Below are 19372 nucleotides of genomic sequence, written 5' to 3'. Positions count from 1 at the left end.
ATGCCATCAACGCCCATGATCACATGGATATCCGTGATCTGCCGCCTAAAAAGGCTAGGTCGCGGCGAGGGCCTCGGTGGGCGAGAGCCGAGCAGCGCGCCAAGCTGGGTAGATCCCGGCGCACACCCCGATGACGAGGGTGGCGGCCAGTCCGCCGATCGACGCCCAGGGCGGCACGACCGCCGGCCAGTCCTGATAGGACGCGTACCCGGTGGTCACGCCGATGCCGAGCAGCGCTCCGCCGGTGCCGCCCAGCCCCGAGAGCAGTAGCGATTCGGCGAGGAACTGCAGCCGGATGTGCCGCCGCGTCGCGCCCAGGGAGCGCCGCAACCCGATCTCGGCCCGCCGTTCGAGGACCGAGATGACCATCGTGTTGGCCACGCCGACCCCGCCGACCAGCAGCGCGACCGCGCCGAGACCGAGGAGCAAAGCGGTCAGCGTCGCGTCGGCCGCCTGCTTGGCGGTGAGCGCGTCGGAGGGCCGCGACACCTGCACCTCGTTCGGGTGCTCCGGATTCGCCGTGCGGGCCAGCACTCCCTTCACCGCGAGGACCGATTCCTCCCGCGTACGCGTGTAGATGGTGACCGGATAGCCGTCGAACCGCAGCTGTGCCAAAGCCGCCTGCCAGCCGACCAACGCGCCGTAATCGAGCTCAGGGGCGAGCGGGATCGGATGCAGGATGCCGACTACGGTGAACCACTGTCCACCCAGCCACACCTTCACATCCGGGGTGGCCCGCGGAATGCTGAGCCGTTGAGCGGTGGCCGCGCCGAGGACGACCGCCGGGAACTTCTCGGTCGCCGCGTTGAGCCACGTTCCGCTGGCCAGCTCCCCGCGGACGGTGTCGAGCAGGTCCGTGCGGGCGGCGAACACGGTCAGGTTCCCCGTCTCGCCGAATCCCATCTTGTCGCTGCGATACACGTGAACGTCGGTCAGCCGGGCGGTCGCGCTCGCCGATTCGACCGGGCCGATGCGGCGTACCATGTCCACCGATTCGACGGGCAGGTGCGAAGCCTCGCCGTGGATCGTCTGACCGGGTTCGACGCGCAACAGGTTGGTGCCGAGCGCGGCGAGCTGACGGTCGAGTCCGGCCCGGCTCGAACTGGCGATGCCGACCACGCACACCATCGCGGCGATGCCGATCGCGATCCCCAACGCGGACAAGAAGACCCGCAACGGGCGCGTGTTCAGACCGGCCGCCCCGACGCGCAGCACGTCGCGAGGCAGCAGCCGAGAAGCTGCCGTCATGACAGCACCTGCCCGTCGCGTACCTTGATCTGCCGGTCGAGCGCCGCGGCGACGTCCTGGTCGTGGGTGATCACGACCACGGTGGTCCCGTCCGCGTTCAGCTCGCGCAACAGCCGCATCACCTCCGCGCCCGAGGCCGAGTCCAGGTTGCCGGTCGGCTCGTCGGCCAGCAGCACCTCGGGGAAGCCGACCACCGCTCGCGCGATCGCGACCCGTTGCCGCTCACCGCCGGACAGCTGATGCGGCCGGTGGTCCAGCCGATGCGCCAGGCCCACTCGCTCCAGGGCCTCGGCGGCCCGTCGCCGTCGTTCTCGCTGTGGGACCCCGGCATACAGCAGACCGTCGGCCACATTTTCCACCGCTGGTACGCCGAGAGCCAGGTGGAACTGCTGGAACACGAAGCCGATGACGCGCCCCCGCAATGCCGAGAGGCGGGCGTCGGACAGGCGGGAGACGTCGCTGCCGTTGATGCTGACCGTTCCGGTGGTCGGCGTGTCCAACGCGCCCAGCAGGTGCAGCAACGTGGACTTGCCGGAACCGGAGGGGCCGACGACGGAGACCAGCTCGCCCGCCTCGATGGTCAGCGACACATCGCGCAACGCGGTCACTCCGCCGGGATAGGTCTTGCCGACCTGGTCCATCGCGATCACGAAGGGACCCCCACCTTCGTCTGCTCGGACAGGCCGTCGCCGGTGACCTCGACCCGGCCGTCGGCGAACATGCCCAGCTGGACCGCCACATAATGACTGCCCGCGCCCTCGACGACCTGTACGCCGTAGCCGCCCTCGGCCAGCGCGACCAGCGCGGCGACCGGGACGGTCAGCACGTTCTCCGCCTTCGCCGAGGTGATCGAGACGACCACCGGGGCCTCGTCGAGCCCGCCGAGTTTGCCCTGGTCGGCGACGGTGACGGTCAGCGGGATGGTCGCGGGGTGCTGGTTGTCGCTGCCCGGCGTGGCGACCGTGCCCACCGTGGCCAGTACGCCGTCCACCTGCTGCCCGCCGGGCAAGGTGACCTTCGCCGGGTTCCCCGCTTTGACGAGGTTCTGCAGGGCGACGTCGAGCGCCACGGTGACCACACGGGTGGTGCCGTTGTAGGACAGGATCGGCCCCTGGGCGTGGTCGCCGGCGTGCGCCTGGACGGCGGAGACTCGGATCGCGCCGGGTGCGACGACCACCGTTCCGGGGTCGAGGACTCCAGTCTGGGTCCGGCCAAGCGCCTGCTGCCACTTCTTCACCGCCGCTGCGGTCGCCGCCGTGTAGCGGGTGTCCACCGTGATCCCGGAGTAGCCGAGCGCGGTGAGATTGCGTTCGATCTCCTTCACGTCGTCGCCGGTGTCGCCGACATGCAGCGGCCGGTAGAGCGGCAGCGCGCCGTAGAACAGCACGACCGGCAGGTTGTCCGCGCGATAGACCGCCTTGCCCCGGCTGATCGTCGTGCCCGGGGTGGGCAGCCAGGTCAGCACCGCCCCCGTGGCGGTGCTGACCGGCGTCGGAGCGCCGTAGCCGAGGGTGCCGTTGACCTCCTCGGACTGCACGAGCGTCGTACGCGTCACGGGCGCGGTCGCCTGCTGCGGCGCTTGCCGTTGCGGCGTCTCGGTTCCGCCGCCGATGCCCAATGCGGCGGCGGCCACGGCGGCGGTCGCGAGCGCGGCCGATCCGGTCACCAGACCGGTACGCAGCGGCCGCTTCACTTCTTCTTCCCGTCGTCGACGGGCAGCTTGTCCTTGCAGGCGTTGTACGCGGACTGGTACTGCGGGTCGGCTTCGAGCTGCGTACGGTTCATCGAGCCCAGCCGTCCGTTGATCTTCATGTTGCCGTCGGGCAGCGGATCGGTGATCTCGATGCCGTGCTCGCGCATGCAGATCGCGAAGGTACGCAGCTTCTCCATCTCCTCGGCCGACGGCGGCTGGCCCAGGAGGTTCTCGCCGAGGTAGCTCTGGCAGGCGCGTACGGCCGTCTCGAACTGCTCACGGCTCACCCCTTCGGGCTTGTCCGGGCGCCACTCCTGGTTGGCGACCGGTTCCGGCATGTTCACGCTGTGCTGCCGCATGCACGCCACGAAGGCGGTCGGGTCAGGGTGGGAGGACGCGGTCGGGCTCGCCGACGCGGTGCCCTGGACGGTGGCCAGCCCGTCGTCGTCCCCGGAGTTCTTGCACCCGCCCGAGGCGAGCGCCACGACGGCGGCGGTCGTGGCAGCCGTCATGAGGAGGAGTAGTCGTCTCATGCATCGGTGTCTACGCGTACGCCGATGACACGGGCGCTACCCGCGATGTCGTACGGATGTCATGCCGGCCGACGCACAATTGCCGGCATGCGCGTACTCGTCGTCGAAGATCACCTCACGCTGGCCGTCCGGGTCGCCGAGGGACTGCGCGACGCCGGGATGGCCGTCGACCTCGTCCATGACGGGGCGAGCGCACTGGCCGAGGCGGGGCTCACGGCGTATGACGTGATCGTTCTGGACCGCGACCTGCCCACGATCCATGGCGACCAGGTGTGCCGCACGCTCGCGGGCGGCCCGGCGCGGATCTTGATGCTGACCGCGGCGGCCGAGGTCGACGACCGGGTGGACGGCCTGGAGCTGGGCGCGGACGACTACCTGGGCAAGCCGTTCGCGTTCCACGAGCTCGTCGCCCGGGTACGTGCGCTGGGCCGCCGCGCGCCGTCGGCTCCGCCGCTCGTGCGCCGCGGCGACCTGGTGGTGGACCGGGCGCGGCACCGCGCGAGCCGGGGGACGCGCGCGTTGTCGTTGACCCGCAAGGAGTTCGGCGTGCTGGAGATGCTCGCGGCGGCCGACGGCGGTGTGGTCAGCGCGGAGGACCTGCTGGAACACGTGTGGGACGCGCACGCCGACCCGTTCAGCAACATCGTCTCGGTCACGATGACCCGATTACGCCGCAAACTGGGCGATCCGCCGCTCATCGAGACCGTCGTCGGACGGGGGTACCGGCTGTGAACCGCCTGTCGATCCGGGTACGCCTGACCCTGCTCTACACCTCGGTGTTCTTCGTGTGCGGCGCAGTAGTCGTGGCAATCAGCTACGGCCTGCTGGCGAGCCTGTCCTCGGTTGCGCCCAAGGAGGGCCAGCAGGAACGCGACATCTTCTTCATGCAGAATCCCGAGCAGTTCATCGACTACTGCCGTCAGGTCGTCAACACCACGACGGACGAGAACTTGCGGCACAAATGCGAGACGGCGTTCGCCGAAGGCGTCCGGACGGGCGCGCAGACCCAGCGCGAGGCGACGCTGTCGCATCTGTTGCAGTACTCGGCGATCGCGCTGATCGCGGTGACGCTGCTCGCGGCCCTGGCCGGGTGGCTCGTCGCGGGCCGGGTGCTGCGGCCGGTGCACCAGATCACGGCGGCGGCGCGAGCGGCGTCGGAGCACAATCTGTCGGCCCGGGTCGGGCTGGCCGGCCCCCACGACGAGCTGCGGGAACTCGCCGACACCTTCGACGCGATGCTGGCCCGGCTGGAGGCCTCGTTCGCCAGTCAGCGGCGGTTCATCGCCAACGCCTCGCACGAACTGCGTACGCCGCTGGCCGTGATGGGCGCGACCGTCGACGTGGTGCTCGCCAAACCCGCGCCGACTCCGGAGGAGCTGCTGGCCATGGGGCGTGACGTGCGTACGGGGGTGGATCAGGCAGAGGCGGTCGTGGGCGCGCTGCTCACCTTGGCCCGCAACGACTACGGCCTGACCGTACGCGAGCCGGTCGACCTCGCCACCGCGGTGGAGGACGCGCTGGAAACCGTCGAATACGGCAACCGCGTCGTGCACGCCGACCTCGAACCGGCCGCCACCACCGGCGACCCCGTACTGCTGGAACGACTCGCCGCCAACCTCATCGACAACGCGATCCGCTACAACCTGCCGGGTGGGCAGGTGTGGATCACCACCTGTCTTACGGACGGCCAGGCTGTGCTGGAGGTGGTCAACACCGGGCCGTTCGTGCTGGCTGAACGGGTCGACGACCTGTTCAAGCCGTTCCAGCGATTGCACGACGGGACCACCCGGGACGGGCTGGGGCTCGGGCTGGCGATCGTCGCCTCCATCGCTTCCGTCCATGGTGGAACTGTGGCGGCTGTTGCTCGTCCTGACGGGGGGCTTCGCGTCAGCGTGACGCTGCCCTCCGCTTGAGCATCGCGTTCCGCGGGCGCGTTCCGCGGGCGCGTTCCGCGGCGGGTTCGTGCGGGCGCTTCGCGTTATCCCGGGATAACGCGGTTATTCCGCGCGCCAAGGGGACGTTATCCGGCATAACGCGAGCCGTCCGGCCGCCCACTGCGCCGCACACGGGCCCGCCGACAGCGCGAAGGCCCCGCCAACAGCGCGAAGGGCCCGGCCGCATACTGCGCGACCGGGCCCGTATCTCAAGGAAATCAGGCGTGCCGGATGAAGGCGTTGGCCAGGTTCAGCTCCTCCATCACCGCGACCACGTCGGGCAGGCCCTCGGCGTACGCACCGGCGGCGAGTTCCCGCGAGTGCGCCTCGAACCGGGTGGCGAGCACGTTCGTGCGGTGCTGGCCGATGCCGAGCAGGCAGTCGCCGATCGGGTCGCCGCTGGCGCCGGGAGCGCCGTTGGCGTTGCACCCGTTCCAGACCGTCTTCTGGTTCGCCATCGGGTCGACGACCTGTGCGCCTTCGGCGCACGCGCCGCCCGGCCCGGTGAGCGAGCAGCCGGCGTAGTTGACCTGGGCGCGTACGAAGGCTTCGGTCATGGTGTTGACGCCGTCCAAGTCCGACGGCAGCCGCTCGCCTCCAACGGTCAGCAGGCTGAGCAGCTCGTCGAAGCTCATCGCCTTGGCGAACCCGACCTGCGTGTACGCCTGAATCATCGCCACCGCCCGGGTGAGGCGGGTGTTGGCGGCGAACAGCGGGGAGGCGGGCGCCCCCAGCGCGGTCACCACGGCGTTGTAGTACGCCTTCTGCCGGCCGGTCAGGTACTCGTTCATCCGATTGCGGGCGTAGGTGGCCGGAGTGTCGTCGGTCTGGACGGACGCCGACGCGGTGAACCCGCCGAGGTACGACGCATCCCACTTGCCGAGGTAGTACGAGAGGTTGTTGCAGAAGCCGCCGGGCGCGCCCGTGACGTACTTCCGGCAGATCTCACCGAGGTACCACGACGAGTGCCAGGTGCGGTAGTCCCACTCCTGCCCGTTCCAGTTCACCTTGATCTTGAAGGTGATGTCGAGATCGGCGTACGTGTGGGTGAACTTGTAGTCGTCCACGGTCTCGACGTTGGCGAAGCTCGCGCTGTAGCACAGGCGCACCGACGGCTGCTGCGGATGGGCGTACTTGGCGAACTGCAACGCGCTCGGCGCCTGCGAGATCGACACCGTCGACGGCCGGGTCAGCGACGCGGTCGCGCCGGTGCACGGGCCGACCTTCGCCGGATCGGTCAGCTGGGCCGCCGTGTCCAGCGGCTGGTCGGCGTTGCCGAACACGTTGTAGATCTTGTTGTCGGGGTTCGCGCCCCGGATCGCGCCGAGCTCGGCCGAGAACGACTGGAGCGCGGTGCGGTACTCGGTCATCGCGGCCGTGTACAAGCCGTTGGTGCGGTTGCCTTGGTTGTCCGGAGTGGACAGCGGCTTGCTGAACCGCCGGGCGGCGTTCACCAGGCCCTGACCCATGGCCAGGATGTCGGTGGTCCGCACCTCGTTGACCTGACTGGCGTAGTTCGGGTTCTCCACGACCATCCGGGCGTACCCACGAGCGGACACGGTCCACGGTCCGATCGCCACCGGCTTGGACGCCGACGTACGCGTCGTCCCGTAGTTCGTGGCGGCGTACCAGTCGAGGTAGTCCATGACCGTCGCGGGGCCGTATCCGTCCTCGCCGTAGGTGCGGGTCGCCGTCACCGGGTCGAGAGTGGGATAGGTGCTGGCCTTCGGGCTGAAGACCTCGTCGAGCGCCGTCTGCGTCGCCATGGTCTGCAGCTTGTTCTCGACGCTCTGGTAATCGAGGTACGTCGGGATGGGCTCGTTGTACTTGTACAGGTGCCCGACGCCCCAGTTGATCCGCTCGACGACCTCGGCCATCTTGTCCTCGGCCAGCGCCCGCATGATCGCCGAACCCCAGTTGTCGATCTTGACGTTGAGGTTGTAGAGCTCCTTCTCGATGTAGCCGAGCTCGGCCAGCGTCGCGTGCTGCAGCTCGACGACCTCGTCGAACCGGTCGAGCATCGCTCCGTACATCACGGTCAGCGCGTGATCCACCCGGTCGAACCGGGAGGTCATCGTGGTGGCCAGCTGACCGACCTGGTCGCGTAGCCGGTGGATCTCGTCCATGAGCAGCTGGTCCGGAGTCGGCCCGTCGGCGAAGACCGGCAGCAACGCGCCGATCGCACCGAGGATGTTGCCCGTCAGCGCCACCGTGCTCATCGAGGTCAGCGCCTGGGTGAGGCTCAGACCGGCGATCGAGGGGATGTACTTGTTGATCGCGGTGGCGACCTGGACGAGCGACTTGCCCACGCCGCCGACGATCCGCCCGGCGGTGGGGTCGGCGAAGCCGAGCGCGGTGGCCAGCGCCTGGATCGCCATGCCGGCGGCGTCGATGTCCTTCTGCCGGTCGACGGCGGCCTGCCGCTGCTCGCTGAAGGTCGCCGGGCTCGGCGGCGTCGTCGTGGACGTCACCGGGAACTGCTGCCCCAGCTGACCGACCTGGCCGATGAGCTGGGCGTTCTGCGTCTGCAGCCGGCCGATCGCGGTGACGATCTGGGCCCGCGCCTCGGCGATGTAGTTCTCGGTGTTGTTGGCGTGCTCCAGCAACGCGTTGACGTTCATCCAGGTGGCGATGGCGGGGTCGGCGGCCAGCTGCTCCTCCGACGCGGTCGACAGGACACCGAGGCGCGCGCCGAAATTGCCGTCCCACGCGGCGGCGAAGGTCGGGTCGCCCTGGGCCTGGGTGGTGATCCGCCGCCACACCATGTCCTGCACCGGATACCAGCGCTCGAACTGCTCGTAGGAGTACTGCGAGGTGGCGACCTGGTTGATCCGCTCGCTGTACGCCTTGCCGACCGGCCCGACCGTCATCTCGAGCAGTTCTTTCATGATCGGCGCGGCGACCGCACCCTGCGGGAAGGCCGACATGACGGTGAGCGCGTGCGGCAGCGCCTCATATGTCTGGAGGGCGAAGTCGGTGCCGTCCATGTGGCTGTCGTACCACTGGCTCGCGACCGCCGCGTGCGCCAGCATCTCGTCCCTGGTCTTGGTCGGGAACCGCTGGTGGTAGCCGAGCAGCTCGGCGCTCAGCACCAGATCCTTCAGACCTTGAGCGCCTTGCGTGCGCGAGTGCACCGACGCGACGAACAGATCGTCGCGCAATCGTTGTCCCTCGATCTCCACCGGGTCGGCGTACGCGGCGGTGCTGACCGCGAACACCGCGGCGACCGCGAGAGTGGTCGCGATGGCGACCCTTCGCAGGTTGGCCGTGAGTCTCACGTTACGTCCTTTCTGACGATGCGGGACACGGTCGTGCCCGCTTCGCCAGGACAGCCGACCCGACTTGGGATCGACTTGGGCCGGACATCGACGGCGATGCCGCTACCTGGACGTCGTGACGCACGCCACGCTCGGGTTGTCGATTTCTCGACGATGCAGGGAATGCGATGGAACGAAAGGGGTTCGAGGCCGTAGGTTCCGTTCCCATGTCCACAGTTGAGATTCGGGTTCTCGGCAGCCTCAGCGTCCGGCTCGACGGCGTCGAGGTGGCCCTGGGCGGCCCCAAGCAGCGGGCCGTGCTGGCCAGCCTGCTGCTCGCGCGGCCACGCTCGGTCTCGACCGGACGCATCCTCGAAGACGTCTGGGACGGCGAGGCCGCCCCGTCGATGACCACCCTGCACGCGTACATCGCCGAGCTGCGGCGCGTGCTCGAACCGGATCGGCGAGTCCGGACCGCCGCGCGAGTGCTGACCACCGAAGGCAACGGGTACGCCTTGCGCGTGGACGCCGCCGCCGTCGACAGCGCCGAGTTCGCCCGGCTGGCCGCCGACGGCGCTCGCCTATTGCGCGACGGCGACCACCGTGCGGCCCTGGCCGCGTTCGACGAGGCGATCGCGTTGTGGCGCGGTCCGGCGTACGGGGATCTGGCCGGCTTCGGATTCCTGGACGCCGAGATCCGCCGCCTCAATCAGGCGCACGACACGGTGACGCTCGACCGCTTCGAGGCGATGATCGAACTCGGGCGGCACAACGAAGTGCTGGGCGACCTGCATACGTACGCCGCCGAGCAGCCGCTCGCCGAACGAGGATGGCGGCTCTACGCCCTCGCCCTATACCGCGCCGGGCGGCAGACCGACGCGCTCGACGTGCTGCGTACCGCCGAGGACCTGCTCGCCGACAGCTTCGGGCTCGACGCCAGCCCGGTGCTGCGCGATCTGCGTACGGCGATCCTGCGGCACGACGCGCGTCTTGCGCCCGCTTCCGTCGTCCGCCCGGAAACGATTCCGAACCTGCCGCATGCCGTGTCGTCCTTCGTCGGCCGCGACGCCGAGCTGGCCGCCGTCGGCCGGGCGCTCGCCGACGCCCGGCTCGTCACCGTCACCGGCCCGGCCGGCATCGGCAAGACCCGTCTCGCGATCGAGGCGGCCCATCGCATTCAAGGCCCGGACGGTCCGTGGTTCGTCGAACTGGCCGACCTTCAGCAGCCCGACCTCGTGCCCACCCAGATCGCGCAGACTTTGGGCGTACCGGTCGACGCCTTGACCCACCTGCTCACGACCCGGCAGACGCTGCTTGTGCTCGACAACTGCGAGCATCTCGTCGACGCCGTCCGCGACTGGTGCGCCCAGATTCTCACCCGTTGTCCCGGCGTACGGATCGTCGCCACGAGCCGCGAAGCGCTCGGCATCATCGGCGAGGTCATCGTCGACGTGCCACCGATGACCACCGACGCGCGCCGCCTGTTCCTCGACCGCGCCGCCGACATCCTGCCCGGCTGGACGCCCGACGCCGGCGAGTCCGCGCTCGTCGACCGCATCTGCGCCCAGCTCGACGGTCTCCCACTGGCCATCGAACTGGCCGCGGCTCAATGCCGGGTGCTGTCGCTCAGTCAGATCGCCGCCGGGCTGCCGGGGCCGTCGCCAACCGAGCCGGATCGCGTTCCCCGCCACCGCGATCTCGGCCGCGCCATCGCGTGGAGCTACGACCTGCTTCCGCCCGCCGAACAAGCCCTGTTCCAACGGCTCAGCACGTTCGCCGGCCGGTTCGACCTCGACGCCGCCGCCCAGGTCACGAACACGCCCGACGCGCTGCCGTCGATCGCCGCGCTCGTGCGCAAGTCGCTGCTGCGCGTCGAATACGGCTCGGGGCCGCGGCGCTATCGCATGCTCACGGCGCTGCGCGCGTTCGCCGCCGCCCGGCTCTCCACAAGCGACACCGCCGATCTCGCGGCGCGGCATCGGCTCTGGGTCACCGGCTGGGTCGAGGCCGCGGAGTCCGGTCTTCGAAGCTTCGAGGCGTACGCCGAAATCCGCCGGCTGGAAGCCGATCAAGCCGAAGCCCGAGCGGCGCTCACCTCGGCCCTGCTCGACGGCGACGGTGCGACCGCACTGCGCATCGCAGCCGCCCTGCATTGGTTCTGGTACCGGCGCGGCCACATCACCGAAGGTCTCACCTGGTTGCAGTCGGCGCTCGACCTGGCCCAGGACGCGCCCGACTCGCTGCGCGCGCGGGCGCTGCTCGCCGTCGCCGGACTCAGCTACCTCCGGGGCGACCCGGCGACCGCCCTCACCGCCGCCCAACAGGCGCACGAAGCCGCCGTCCGAGCTGCCGACACCCTCACCATGGCGTACGCGTTGATGCACCTCGGGCACTTCCGCTCACTGCTCGGCGACCTCGACAACGCGTACGCCAACGCCGTGATCGCCGAACGACGAGCCCGGGCTTTACGCGTACCCTGGCTGCACACTGAGACCTTGATGGTCCTCGGCGGCGTGCGCCGACTGCGCGGCGACACCGCGCGAGCCCGGGCCGATCTCGCCGCGGCGATCCGGATCGGCGAGCGCTGTGGCCATCGGTGGGCGACCGGTTCCGCGGCCTGGACCGCGATGAAGTCGGCGATCGACGCAGGCGAGCCGGAAGCGGCGCTGGCGATGGCGGCGCAGATCGTCGGCCCGCTCGAAGCGGACCTGGACCTCACCGCGTGGCTGGTCCTGGCGCACACGACAGCCGCCGCGTTCGCCCACAGCGGCCGCCCCGAACCGGGCGCGCTGCTGCTCGGCGCGATCCAGACGCTCGGCCGCCAAGTCGGATTCTCGCCCGAGCTGATGAACCCGATCGACGGCCCGCGCGAAGCCGCCGCCGTACGCGACGCGCTGCCACCCGACGTCCTCGCGGAGCTCGTCGCCCAAGGAGCGCAACTGAGCCGTACGCAAGCCGGCGAGCTCATCGCCGCCGCTGGCGCGCGGGTTTGACGGAGGCCCCCCGAGGCAGCCTTCTCAGGGGCATCGCCGGCTACGTCAGGTGCCAGACGCCCTAGCCTCCCGGCCACCAATCCAGCTCGTAGAACCTGCCCGTGGTGCCGACCACCTCAATCGCGAGATGGTTGTCGTACAGCTGGTGCAGGGGCGCGTAAGGGTTGGTCTCGACGCAGGTGACGCAGATGACCTCGCTGCGTGCGGTGCCGCCCAAGGGCTCCCAGTTCGTCCACCGGTCATAGGCATACTCCCAACTGGTCCAGACCTGATTACTCACGTCCGTCCCGACGACGAACCACTGTCGATGCCCGTCCGGCCATTCGATGATCGTCGGTTCGTAATCACAGATGTATGTTCCGAACGGCGGACCGGCCGGGGTGACGCACGTCTCGGGGCTGGCGCTCGCGGCCTGCGGCCCACTCAGAATCGTCGCGGAAGAGGCGAGAGCAAGCAGGGCCCTGCCGAGTGCGCGAGTGAGTCTGACCCTCATTCAATACCTCCCAGGTGAGCAGTCGCTCGGAAGCCTGGCAGGTGGATCTAACCGGCCGCTCACCGAACGCGAACCGGCGTGACGCGACGCGTCTCCTTGATGCGGTGCCCGACATGGCACCTGCGCTCAGGCGGCGTGGGTGAAGGTGAAGAGGCGGTCGGACGGATCGACCCGCGCTCCCAGCACCGCGCCGGGCACGAGCGACGCGTCGACGGGACGAGTCGTCTCCGCCTCGAACGACGTGAACTCCGGTCCGCTGATGCGTACGCAAAGACGCAGTCCCGGGTCCTCACCGCCGATGTAGTTCTCCACCGTCAGGATCTCCGCGGTGGCGGCGACCCCGGACGCGGCGAGCTGACGGGAGTCACGGCGTGAGCGGTTGACCACCCGCAGCCCGAACACTCCGAACCCTACGCCGACGATCGTGGTGAACACGCCTCCGGCGAGCAATCCCCAGAAATCCTTGGGGGAGTCCGGCCGCATCGACGAGACGTCGACGGCGAGCAGAACCGGTCCCGGCAAACAGACGCCCAGCAGGAGCACTCGGCACAGGAACGCGCCGACCGGGCCGATGCGGCCTTCCGCTTCGCGAGGCGTACTCGTCATGCGGGCAATCTACCGGGTTTCGTTGATAATTTAGAGGTGCAGATGATTCTATGAACTCGGTAAGCCTCAGCGAATTCCGGACGGGGAGGAATCATGGCCAGGCGTACGCTTCTGCGCGTCGGTGTCTCCGCAGTTCTCGTGCTCACATCCACAGCGGTCCTTCGGCCGGCGGCTGCTCAGGCAGTTCCGGGGAACTCGGTCGTCACGTGGGATGGATATGCACAGCAGGCCATCTGGGACGTCGCCCAGCAGCAGCCCAACGAACAGGCGCGCAGTTTCGCGATGGTGCATGGGGCGGTTTACGATGCGGTCAACGCGATCGCCGGTACGCCCTACCGGCCTTACCTGGTAGCGCCGGTTGCCGACGGAACGGAGTCGGCCGACGCGGCGGTCGCTGCGGCGGCGTACCAGATGCTCGTGTCCTTGTTCCCAAGCCAGCAGACGCGCTTGCTGGCGCAGTACGACGCAGCCCTGGCCGCGATCGCCGATGGGCCGTCGAAGCCGAGCGGCGTCGCAGTGGGGGAGCAGGCGGCAGCCGCGATGATCGCAGCGCGGGAGAACGACGGCGCGTTCGGTACGCAGACCTGGGTGACCGGCACGCAGCCCGGGCAGTGGCGGCCGACGCCGCCGACTTTCGCTTCGGCCGGGGCGTGGACCGGTCACGTCAGACCGTTTCTCATGCCGGACGCCGCCATGTTCCGCACCTCCGGCCCACCCGCGCTCACGAGCCGGGCGTATGCCAAGGATTTCAATGAGGTCAAGAAGATCGGCGGCGCCACCAGCATGGTACGCACCCCTGATCAGACCGAGGCGGCGATCTGGTGGCACGACCGGCGGCTGACCGAGTGGGAGATTAAGCGTCAGGTCGCCGTCGGCCAGGGACTGAACACGTTGCAGGCGGCGCGCATGTTCGCCATGGTGGACATGACTGAGGCCGACGCCCTCATCGCCTGTTACGCGGAGAAGGAGTACTGGAGTTTCTGGCGGCCGGTGACCGCGGTTCAGCTCGGCGACGCCGACGGCAACCCGGCGACCACAGGCGATCCGACCTGGATGCCGTTGCTGGTCACGCCGCCGTTCCCCGACTACACCTCGGGTCACACCTGCTTCACCTCGGCCTCGATGGCGACGCTCGCCTACTTCTACCACCGCGACGACATCGCGTTCAGTGCGTACAGCCCGGCGGCGAACGCTACTCGGCACTTCAGGAGCTTCTCGCAGGCGCTGGCCGAAGTCGTCGAGGCTCGCATCTGGGGCGGCATACACTTCCGCTCCGCAGACAACCAGGGTGTGCGGATCGGGTTGTCGGTCTTCGCGTACATGATCGCGGGGAACGCCTTCAAGCCTCGCAAGTAGCACGGTTGGAATTAACAGATCTCGCGTGATCGGTGAGATTTGTTGACGGTGAAGATTCTTCATGATTCGATGTGGACCCCTCGTCCCATTGGAGATGTCCCTGTGTCGATTCTTCGCCGAGCGGCGTTGGTTGCCGCACTCCTCCTGACCACGGTGCCGGCCCGTGCCCTGGCCGCACCGACCCTCGAACTCGACGCCCTGCCCACCGCCGCTGTCGTGATGGGCGACAGCTTCGTCAGCGGCGAAGGCGCGGGCAACTACTCCAACGTCGTCGACGTCAACGGTGTGTCCCAAGGATTCCCCGGGTGGTCGGCCGCCAACTCGAACGCGTACTTCTGTCACCGGTCGCCCAACGCGTCGATCTTCCAGGCCGCGCTGCCGGGCATCCAGAACCGGTTCAACCTGGCCTGCTCCGGCGGCCGGCCCTACGACATCACCAGCGCGTCGGCCACCCGCGACAAGGGTCGCTCGGTCGCCTCACAGATCGACCAGGTACGCGCGGTCGCGCAGACAAACGATATCGACCTCGTCCTCATCGGACTGGGCTCCAACAACAGCTCGTTCAGCTTCGGCGACGTGGCGAGCAAGTGCGCCAACCGGTTCATCGCCGACGCGTGGACGGGCTGGTGGGAGTTCTGGGCGTACATCAACGGGCCGATCGAGCAGGACCCGTGCACTTCGGACGATCTGGCCACGGCGGCTCAGGTGAGCAGCGCGACCTCCGAGACCATCGTCGCGCTGCGGCAATTGCTGACCGTCCTCGACCAGGTCGACGCCGACCACCAGCACCGCATCGTGCTCCAGGACTACACCAACCCGCTGCCGTTCGACGTCATGCCCAGCCTGATCAGCGCCGACGGCCGCGAGGACGACCGGGACAAGTTCCGGGAGCTGGGCGCCGTCCGGTACGCCGCGGGCTGCCCGATCCACCGCGCCAGTCTCCCCCCGGGTCACCAGTTCTCGGCCAACCTCGGCACCATCGTGAAGACCGCGTACACGACGCTGAGCACCGAGTTCCCCGCCGACGACCTCGTGTATCTCAACGTCCAGCAGGCCTTCGACGGCGCCCGGCTCTGTGAGGTCTCCGCCAACCCGGCCACTGCGCTGGCCACCCCGGTACGCGTACAGGACGGGCCGAGCGGCGTGCCGATCACCAGCCTGTCCGGCAAGGACAAACTCGACATCAAGCGGTACGCCGACACGTGCATCACGTATTTCCAGACGTGCCAGGAGTCGTGGCATCCCAACGTGGCCGGGCACGCCGTCCTCGGGCAGTGCCTCGCCGGGGCGTACGCCGCGACCGCCCACTCGGTGAAGTGCGTACGCCAGTCGACGGGGACGATCGTCGTCTCCGCCGCCTGACAGCAGTCACCGATTCCGAGACCGGAACAGGCGGTCGAGGTGATACGTCAGAATCGCCTCGGCCGCCTGCCCGTCCCGTTGAGGCCGGCGGGTATCGCCCGGCCGGCGCGAGATGCCGGGATAACGCGGCTATTCCGCCCGCCAAGGGGACGTTATCCGGCATCCGGCGATGATCAAACGCAGCTCTCGCGGCGCGCTGCTGGGCGTCACGCGGCGAGCTGCTCGGCGAGGAACTCCCGTTCGGCCTCGTTACCGGCCAGGTTCAGTGCTTCCGCGTACGCCGCCCGAGCCTCCTCTTCACGGCCCAGCCGCCGCAGCAGATCCCCCCGGACCGCAGGCAGATAGTGGTAACCCGGCAAATCGAGCAGTTCGACCTCAGCCAGCGCAATCTCCGGACCGGCCACCATCGCGAGCGCCACCGCCCGGTTCAGTGCCACGACCGGCGACGGCCAGATCTCCAGCAGTCGGTCGTACAGCTCGACGATCTGCCCCCAATCAGTCTCCGCATAGGTGGGCGCATCGGCATACAACGCTGAAATCGCGGCCTGAACCACATATCGCCCGAGACGCCCCGTGCGGAGACCGGCCACGATCAGCCCGTCCGCCTCCGCGATCGCCGCACTATCCCACAGCGAGCGGTCCTGGTCCGGCAGGCGTACCAGCCGTCCCGAAGCGTCGACGCGGGCCTTGCGCCGGGCGTCCGTGACCAGCAGCAGCGCGAGCAGCCCGGCCACCTCCGGCTCGTCGGGCATCAGCTCGCGCAGCATCCGGGCCAGGTGCAACGCGCGATCGGCCAGGTCCGCGCGCATCAGGTCCGCGCCCGACGGCGCGGTGTGCCCGACCGTGAACAACAGGTGGATCACCGCGAGCACGCTCCGCAGCCGGTCCGGCAATTCAGCACCATGTGGTACGCGGAAAGGAATGCGAGCGCCCGAGATCTTCTTCTTCGCGCGCGTGATCCGGGCCGCCATCGTCGATTCCGAGACGAGGAACGCCTTCGCCACATCCGGCGTCGGCACCCCGCACACCAGCCGCAACGTCAACGCGACCTGCGCTTCCTGGGCCAACGCCGGATGGCAGCAGGTGAAGATCAGCCGCAGCCGTTCGTCGGCGACCTCGTCGTCCGGCGGCTCTTCGTCCTGCGCCTCATCCATGGCGGCGTCCTCGACGGTCTCCTCGGGCTCCACCAGCAACGGCAACTTCGACCGCAGCGTCCGCTCCCGCCGGATCGCGTCCAGCGCCCGCCGCCGCGCCGTCGTGGTGAGCCAGGCCTCGGGATTGTCCGGGATTCCGTCGCGCGCCCAGCTCTGCAGCGCAGCGGCGTACGCCTCTTGAACGCACTCCTCGGCCAGGTCGAGGTCGTTGGCCACCCGCATCGTCGCAGCGAGCACGAACGCCCACCCCCGCCGATGCGCAGCGGCGACCGCCTCCTCGATCATCAGCGCTCGACCGGCCCGCCCGCGGCGACCGGCCGCACCTCCACGCCGCCACCCAGCTGGCAGGCCGGATTCAGCTTCGCGATCGCCAGCGCGGCATCCAGATCGGGCGCCTCCAGAATGTAGAACCCGGCGACGATCTCCTTCGCCTCGACGAACGGGCCGTCGGTCACCGCGTCGCCGCGTACCGAGGTCGCCAAGTCCCGCGACGTCAACGCGTACGCCGCGAGCATGGCGCCCGACCGCGCCAGCTCGGCGGCATGCCGATCGTGCGGCGCGGTTTCCTCCGCGGTCGCATCCGGTCCGTGCGCCGAGTCGGGGGCGTAGATGAGCACTGCGTACTGGGCCATATCAGGCCGCCTTCCTGCGCGAATATCGTCGGTACGCCTATACGTCGAGCGGCGTACGCGAAATCGACAGCCCGTCAGAGAAGAAAATACGAGATCTCGGCGGTTCGCCGAAACTCGGACCCATCCGGCCGCCGCCGGCGTACGAATCCCGATGGACCACAACCGGAGGGAGAAGCGTCATGGTTTCCACCACGCGGGCGGCTGTTGCCGCACGGAGTCCCATTCAGCTCGTCGCGTACGCGGTCGGTGCGGTGTTTCTGCTGGTCGGTGTCCTGGGTTTCGTCCCCGGGATCACGACCGACTACGGGTCGCTGAGCTTCGCCTCGCACCACTCCGATGCGCGGCTGCTCGGCGTGTTCCAGGTGTCGATCTTGCACAATGCCGTACACCTGTTGTTCGGGGTGGCGGGTCTGCTGCTGGCCCGGACGATGAGCGGCGCGCGGGTCTTCCTGGTCGGCGGCGGCGCGATCTACCTGGTCCTCTGGCTTTACGGGCTGGTGGTCGACGCCGACAGCGCGGCCAACTTCGTGCCCGTCAACTCGGCCGACAACTGGCTGCACCTGGCGTTGGGGGTCGGCATGGCGGCGCTCGGTCTGTTGTTGTCGCGTCCCGAGCGGGCCTGAGCACTCCGGAGCCGACGGCCGTGCCCGATTCGACCCGAACTCGAAGAACGAACCAGGCGGTGAGGATGACCGACGGCCAGTTTCCGGCCCTGGCCCCGGCGGGATCGGCGACGGCCCGCCCGGAGGACCTCGGCGACCTGTTGCGGCAGGTCGCCCGGGGAGACGAGGCCGCGTTCGCCGGACTGTACGACAAGGTCGCCGCCCGGGTCTACGGGCTGGCCCGCCGGGTCGTCCGCGATCCGGCCCAGGCCGAGGAGGTCGCTCAGGAGGCGCTGGTCGAGGTGTGGCGAACTGCGGCCCGCTTCGACCCCGCTCGCGGCTCGGCGACGGCGTGGATCTTCACCATCACCCATCGCCGGGCCGTCGACCGGGTCCGCTCCGAGCAGGCTGCAGCCGACCGGATCCAGCGGCTGGCACCCGATCCGGAGCAGACGGGCCACGACGAGGTGGCCGACCAGGCGACTGCTCGAATCGAACGCCAGCAGGTGCGCCGCTGTCTGCGTACCCTGACCGAGCTGCAGCGCGAGGCCATCAGTCTCGCGTACTACAGCGGCTACACCTATCGCGAGGTGGCGGCGGTGCTCGACGCGGCGCTGCCCACTGTCAAGACCCGCATGCGCGACGCGCTGATCCGCCTGCGTGACTGCCTCGGAGTGGAGGCATCCCGATGACCGACGATTTGCACCTGCTGACCGGCGCCTACGCGCTCGACGCTCTCGACGACGCCGAGCGGGAGGCCTTCGAACGCCATCTGCGCACGTGCCCCACCTGCGTGGCGGAGGTCGTGGGTTTGCGGGAGGCGGCCGTCCGGCTCGCCGACGACAGCTGGTCGTCGCCTCCGCCCCGGCTGCGCGAACAGGTGCTGGAGCGTGTCCACGGCACGCGGCAGCTCGCTCCCACGCCGACCGGTCGCGCATCTCGGTGGCGTCGCCGCGCGGCGTTCGCGTTGGCCGCCGGGTTGATCGCGGCGGTCGCGGGTGGCGTCACCTATCTCGTGCAAGACCAGCGCGTACGCCAAGAGCAGGCGGCCCGCGCCGAGGCGGAGCAACGTCAGGCCCGCATCGAGGCCGTGCTGACTGCGTCCGACGCGGTGGTACGCACATCGCCGGTGACTGGCGGCGGAAGGATCACCGTCGTCTCCGCGGCGTCGCAGGACGCGGCGGTCGTAGTCGTCGCGGGCGCAGACGCGCCGCCCTCCGATCGTGCGTACGAGCTGTGGACCGTCCAGGGCACGACAGCGCACCCGGCCGCGGTGCTCGCGCCCGGTCAAGGGACGTCGACGCATTACGTGAGCGGGATCGGGGGAGCGGACCTGATCGCCATGACGATCGAGCCCGCGAGCGGGTCGGCGACGCCCACGCTGCCGATCGTCGCGCAGGTCCGGCTGGCCTGAGTCGCAGTACGCGAATCAGTTTTTTCGGAAATACACCCATCCGATCCACGACGACGGCCGAATCCCCACGGACGGGGATTCCGCCGGAGTCCTCA

General features: G+C 69.3%; 17 protein-coding genes. 8 read left to right on the top strand and 9 right to left on the bottom strand.

Annotated features, from left to right (window positions below; translation table 11 throughout):
* Positions 1 to 54 precede the first annotated feature (54 nt).
* From HOV77_RS21700 to HOV77_RS21685, 4 genes are read right to left on the bottom strand one after another with little or no spacing between them, the layout of a single operon-like run.
* Positions 55 to 1248 (bottom strand): ABC transporter permease, encoded by a 1194-nt coding sequence (locus HOV77_RS21700; RefSeq protein ID WP_290864451.1) that lies wholly within the window; start codon positions 1246 to 1248, stop codon positions 55 to 57.
* Entirely contained in the window at positions 1245 to 1898 is a 654-nt protein-coding gene (locus HOV77_RS21695; RefSeq protein ID WP_290864450.1) for an ABC transporter ATP-binding protein, read from the bottom strand. The genes HOV77_RS21700 and HOV77_RS21695 overlap by 4 nt, the downstream gene beginning before the upstream one ends.
* The gene (locus HOV77_RS21690; RefSeq protein ID WP_290864449.1) at positions 1895 to 2941 is read right to left on the bottom strand and encodes a peptidoglycan-binding domain-containing protein; all 1047 of its coding nucleotides are present in this window, start codon (positions 2939 to 2941) and stop codon (positions 1895 to 1897) included. Before HOV77_RS21690 ends, HOV77_RS21695 begins: the two co-directional genes overlap by 4 nt.
* Entirely contained in the window at positions 2938 to 3474 is a 537-nt protein-coding gene (locus HOV77_RS21685) for a hypothetical protein (RefSeq protein ID WP_290864448.1), read from the bottom strand. Before HOV77_RS21685 ends, HOV77_RS21690 begins: the two co-directional genes overlap by 4 nt.
* 87 nt (positions 3475 to 3561) lie before the next feature.
* Here HOV77_RS21685 and HOV77_RS21680 point away from each other — a divergent pair, with 87 nt between their 5' ends.
* Together HOV77_RS21680 and HOV77_RS21675 are read left to right on the top strand one after the other, a co-directional pair.
* A complete protein-coding gene (locus HOV77_RS21680) occupies positions 3562 to 4206 on the top strand; it encodes a response regulator transcription factor (RefSeq protein ID WP_290864447.1) in 645 nt (214 codons plus the stop codon).
* A complete protein-coding gene (locus HOV77_RS21675; RefSeq protein ID WP_290864446.1) occupies positions 4203 to 5387 on the top strand; it encodes a HAMP domain-containing sensor histidine kinase in 1185 nt (394 codons plus the stop codon). Before HOV77_RS21680 ends, HOV77_RS21675 begins: the two co-directional genes overlap by 4 nt.
* Before the next feature lie 239 nt (positions 5388 to 5626).
* On the opposite strand, the gene HOV77_RS21670 is transcribed toward HOV77_RS21675, so the two are convergent.
* Positions 5627 to 8686: a hypothetical protein gene (locus HOV77_RS21670; protein WP_290864445.1), complete on the bottom strand. Its 3060-nt coding sequence runs from the start codon at positions 8684 to 8686 to the stop codon at positions 5627 to 5629.
* A 206-nt stretch (positions 8687 to 8892) separates the two neighbouring features.
* Here HOV77_RS21670 and HOV77_RS21665 point away from each other — a divergent pair, with 206 nt between their 5' ends.
* Positions 8893 to 11658 (top strand): BTAD domain-containing putative transcriptional regulator, encoded by a 2766-nt coding sequence (locus tag HOV77_RS21665; protein ID WP_290864444.1) that lies wholly within the window; start codon positions 8893 to 8895, stop codon positions 11656 to 11658.
* A gap of 61 nt (positions 11659 to 11719) precedes the next feature.
* Here the strand turns inward: HOV77_RS21665 and HOV77_RS21660 are convergent, their stop codons facing one another.
* Together HOV77_RS21660 and HOV77_RS21655 are read right to left on the bottom strand one after the other, a co-directional pair.
* Positions 11720 to 12151, bottom strand: coding sequence for a hypothetical protein (locus HOV77_RS21660; protein ID WP_290864443.1), 432 nt, complete (start codon positions 12149 to 12151; stop codon positions 11720 to 11722).
* Positions 12152 to 12277: 126 nt separating this feature from the next.
* On the bottom strand, positions 12278 to 12757 hold the full coding sequence (locus HOV77_RS21655; RefSeq protein ID WP_290864442.1) for a hypothetical protein: 480 nt from the start codon (positions 12755 to 12757) through the stop codon (positions 12278 to 12280).
* A gap of 93 nt (positions 12758 to 12850) precedes the next feature.
* Here HOV77_RS21655 and HOV77_RS21650 point away from each other — a divergent pair, with 93 nt between their 5' ends.
* A complete protein-coding gene (locus tag HOV77_RS21650) occupies positions 12851 to 14113 on the top strand; it encodes a vanadium-dependent haloperoxidase (protein ID WP_290864441.1) in 1263 nt (420 codons plus the stop codon).
* Between the two features lie 144 nt (positions 14114 to 14257).
* A complete protein-coding gene (locus HOV77_RS21645; RefSeq protein ID WP_290864542.1) occupies positions 14258 to 15475 on the top strand; it encodes a hypothetical protein in 1218 nt (405 codons plus the stop codon).
* Between the two features lie 206 nt (positions 15476 to 15681).
* On the opposite strand, the gene HOV77_RS21640 is transcribed toward HOV77_RS21645, so the two are convergent.
* Together HOV77_RS21640 and HOV77_RS21635 are read right to left on the bottom strand one after the other, a co-directional pair.
* Positions 15682 to 16866 (bottom strand): sigma-70 family RNA polymerase sigma factor, encoded by a 1185-nt coding sequence (locus HOV77_RS21640; RefSeq protein ID WP_290864540.1) that lies wholly within the window; start codon positions 16864 to 16866, stop codon positions 15682 to 15684.
* A gap of 47 nt (positions 16867 to 16913) precedes the next feature.
* Entirely contained in the window at positions 16914 to 17261 is a 348-nt protein-coding gene (locus HOV77_RS21635) for a YciI family protein (RefSeq protein WP_290864440.1), read from the bottom strand.
* A 179-nt stretch (positions 17262 to 17440) separates the two neighbouring features.
* On the opposite strand from HOV77_RS21635, the gene HOV77_RS21630 reads away from it, so the two are divergent.
* The 3 genes from HOV77_RS21630 (at position 17441) to HOV77_RS21620 (ending at position 19277) form a co-directional block, all read left to right on the top strand.
* On the top strand, positions 17441 to 17884 hold the full coding sequence (locus tag HOV77_RS21630; protein WP_290864439.1) for a DUF4383 domain-containing protein: 444 nt from the start codon (positions 17441 to 17443) through the stop codon (positions 17882 to 17884).
* A 65-nt stretch (positions 17885 to 17949) separates the two neighbouring features.
* A complete protein-coding gene (gene sigK, locus HOV77_RS21625; RefSeq protein ID WP_290864438.1) occupies positions 17950 to 18555 on the top strand; it encodes an ECF RNA polymerase sigma factor SigK in 606 nt (201 codons plus the stop codon).
* Positions 18552 to 19277: an anti-sigma factor gene (locus HOV77_RS21620; RefSeq protein WP_290864437.1), complete on the top strand. Its 726-nt coding sequence runs from the start codon at positions 18552 to 18554 to the stop codon at positions 19275 to 19277. The genes sigK and HOV77_RS21620 overlap by 4 nt, the downstream gene beginning before the upstream one ends.
* Positions 19278 to 19372 lie beyond the last annotated feature (95 nt).

This window comes from Hamadaea sp., assembly GCF_013362815.1.
In the GTDB taxonomy this organism is placed as follows: Bacteria; Actinomycetota; Actinomycetes; order Mycobacteriales; family Micromonosporaceae; genus Hamadaea.
This window is presented reverse-complemented; position numbering and strand designations above follow the sequence as displayed.

Coding starts and splice junctions, on each gene's coding strand:
- HOV77_RS21655 (WP_290864442.1), bottom strand. CDS start 12,757: ATGACGAGTACGCCTCGCGAAGCGGAAGGCCGCATCGGCCCGGTCGGC.
- HOV77_RS21685 (WP_290864448.1), bottom strand. CDS start 3,474: ATGAGACGACTACTCCTCCTCATGACGGCTGCCACGACCGCCGCCGTC.
- HOV77_RS21620 (WP_290864437.1), top strand. CDS start 18,552: ATGACCGACGATTTGCACCTGCTGACCGGCGCCTACGCGCTCGACGCT.
- HOV77_RS21700 (WP_290864451.1), bottom strand. CDS start 1,248: ATGACGGCAGCTTCTCGGCTGCTGCCTCGCGACGTGCTGCGCGTCGGG.
- HOV77_RS21680 (WP_290864447.1), top strand. CDS start 3,562: ATGCGCGTACTCGTCGTCGAAGATCACCTCACGCTGGCCGTCCGGGTC.
- HOV77_RS21635 (WP_290864440.1), bottom strand. CDS start 17,261: ATGGCCCAGTACGCAGTGCTCATCTACGCCCCCGACTCGGCGCACGGA.
- HOV77_RS21660 (WP_290864443.1), bottom strand. CDS start 12,151: ATGAGGGTCAGACTCACTCGCGCACTCGGCAGGGCCCTGCTTGCTCTC.
- HOV77_RS21665 (WP_290864444.1), top strand. CDS start 8,893: ATGTCCACAGTTGAGATTCGGGTTCTCGGCAGCCTCAGCGTCCGGCTC.
- sigK (WP_290864438.1), top strand. CDS start 17,950: ATGACCGACGGCCAGTTTCCGGCCCTGGCCCCGGCGGGATCGGCGACG.
- HOV77_RS21630 (WP_290864439.1), top strand. CDS start 17,441: ATGGTTTCCACCACGCGGGCGGCTGTTGCCGCACGGAGTCCCATTCAG.
- HOV77_RS21650 (WP_290864441.1), top strand. CDS start 12,851: ATGGCCAGGCGTACGCTTCTGCGCGTCGGTGTCTCCGCAGTTCTCGTG.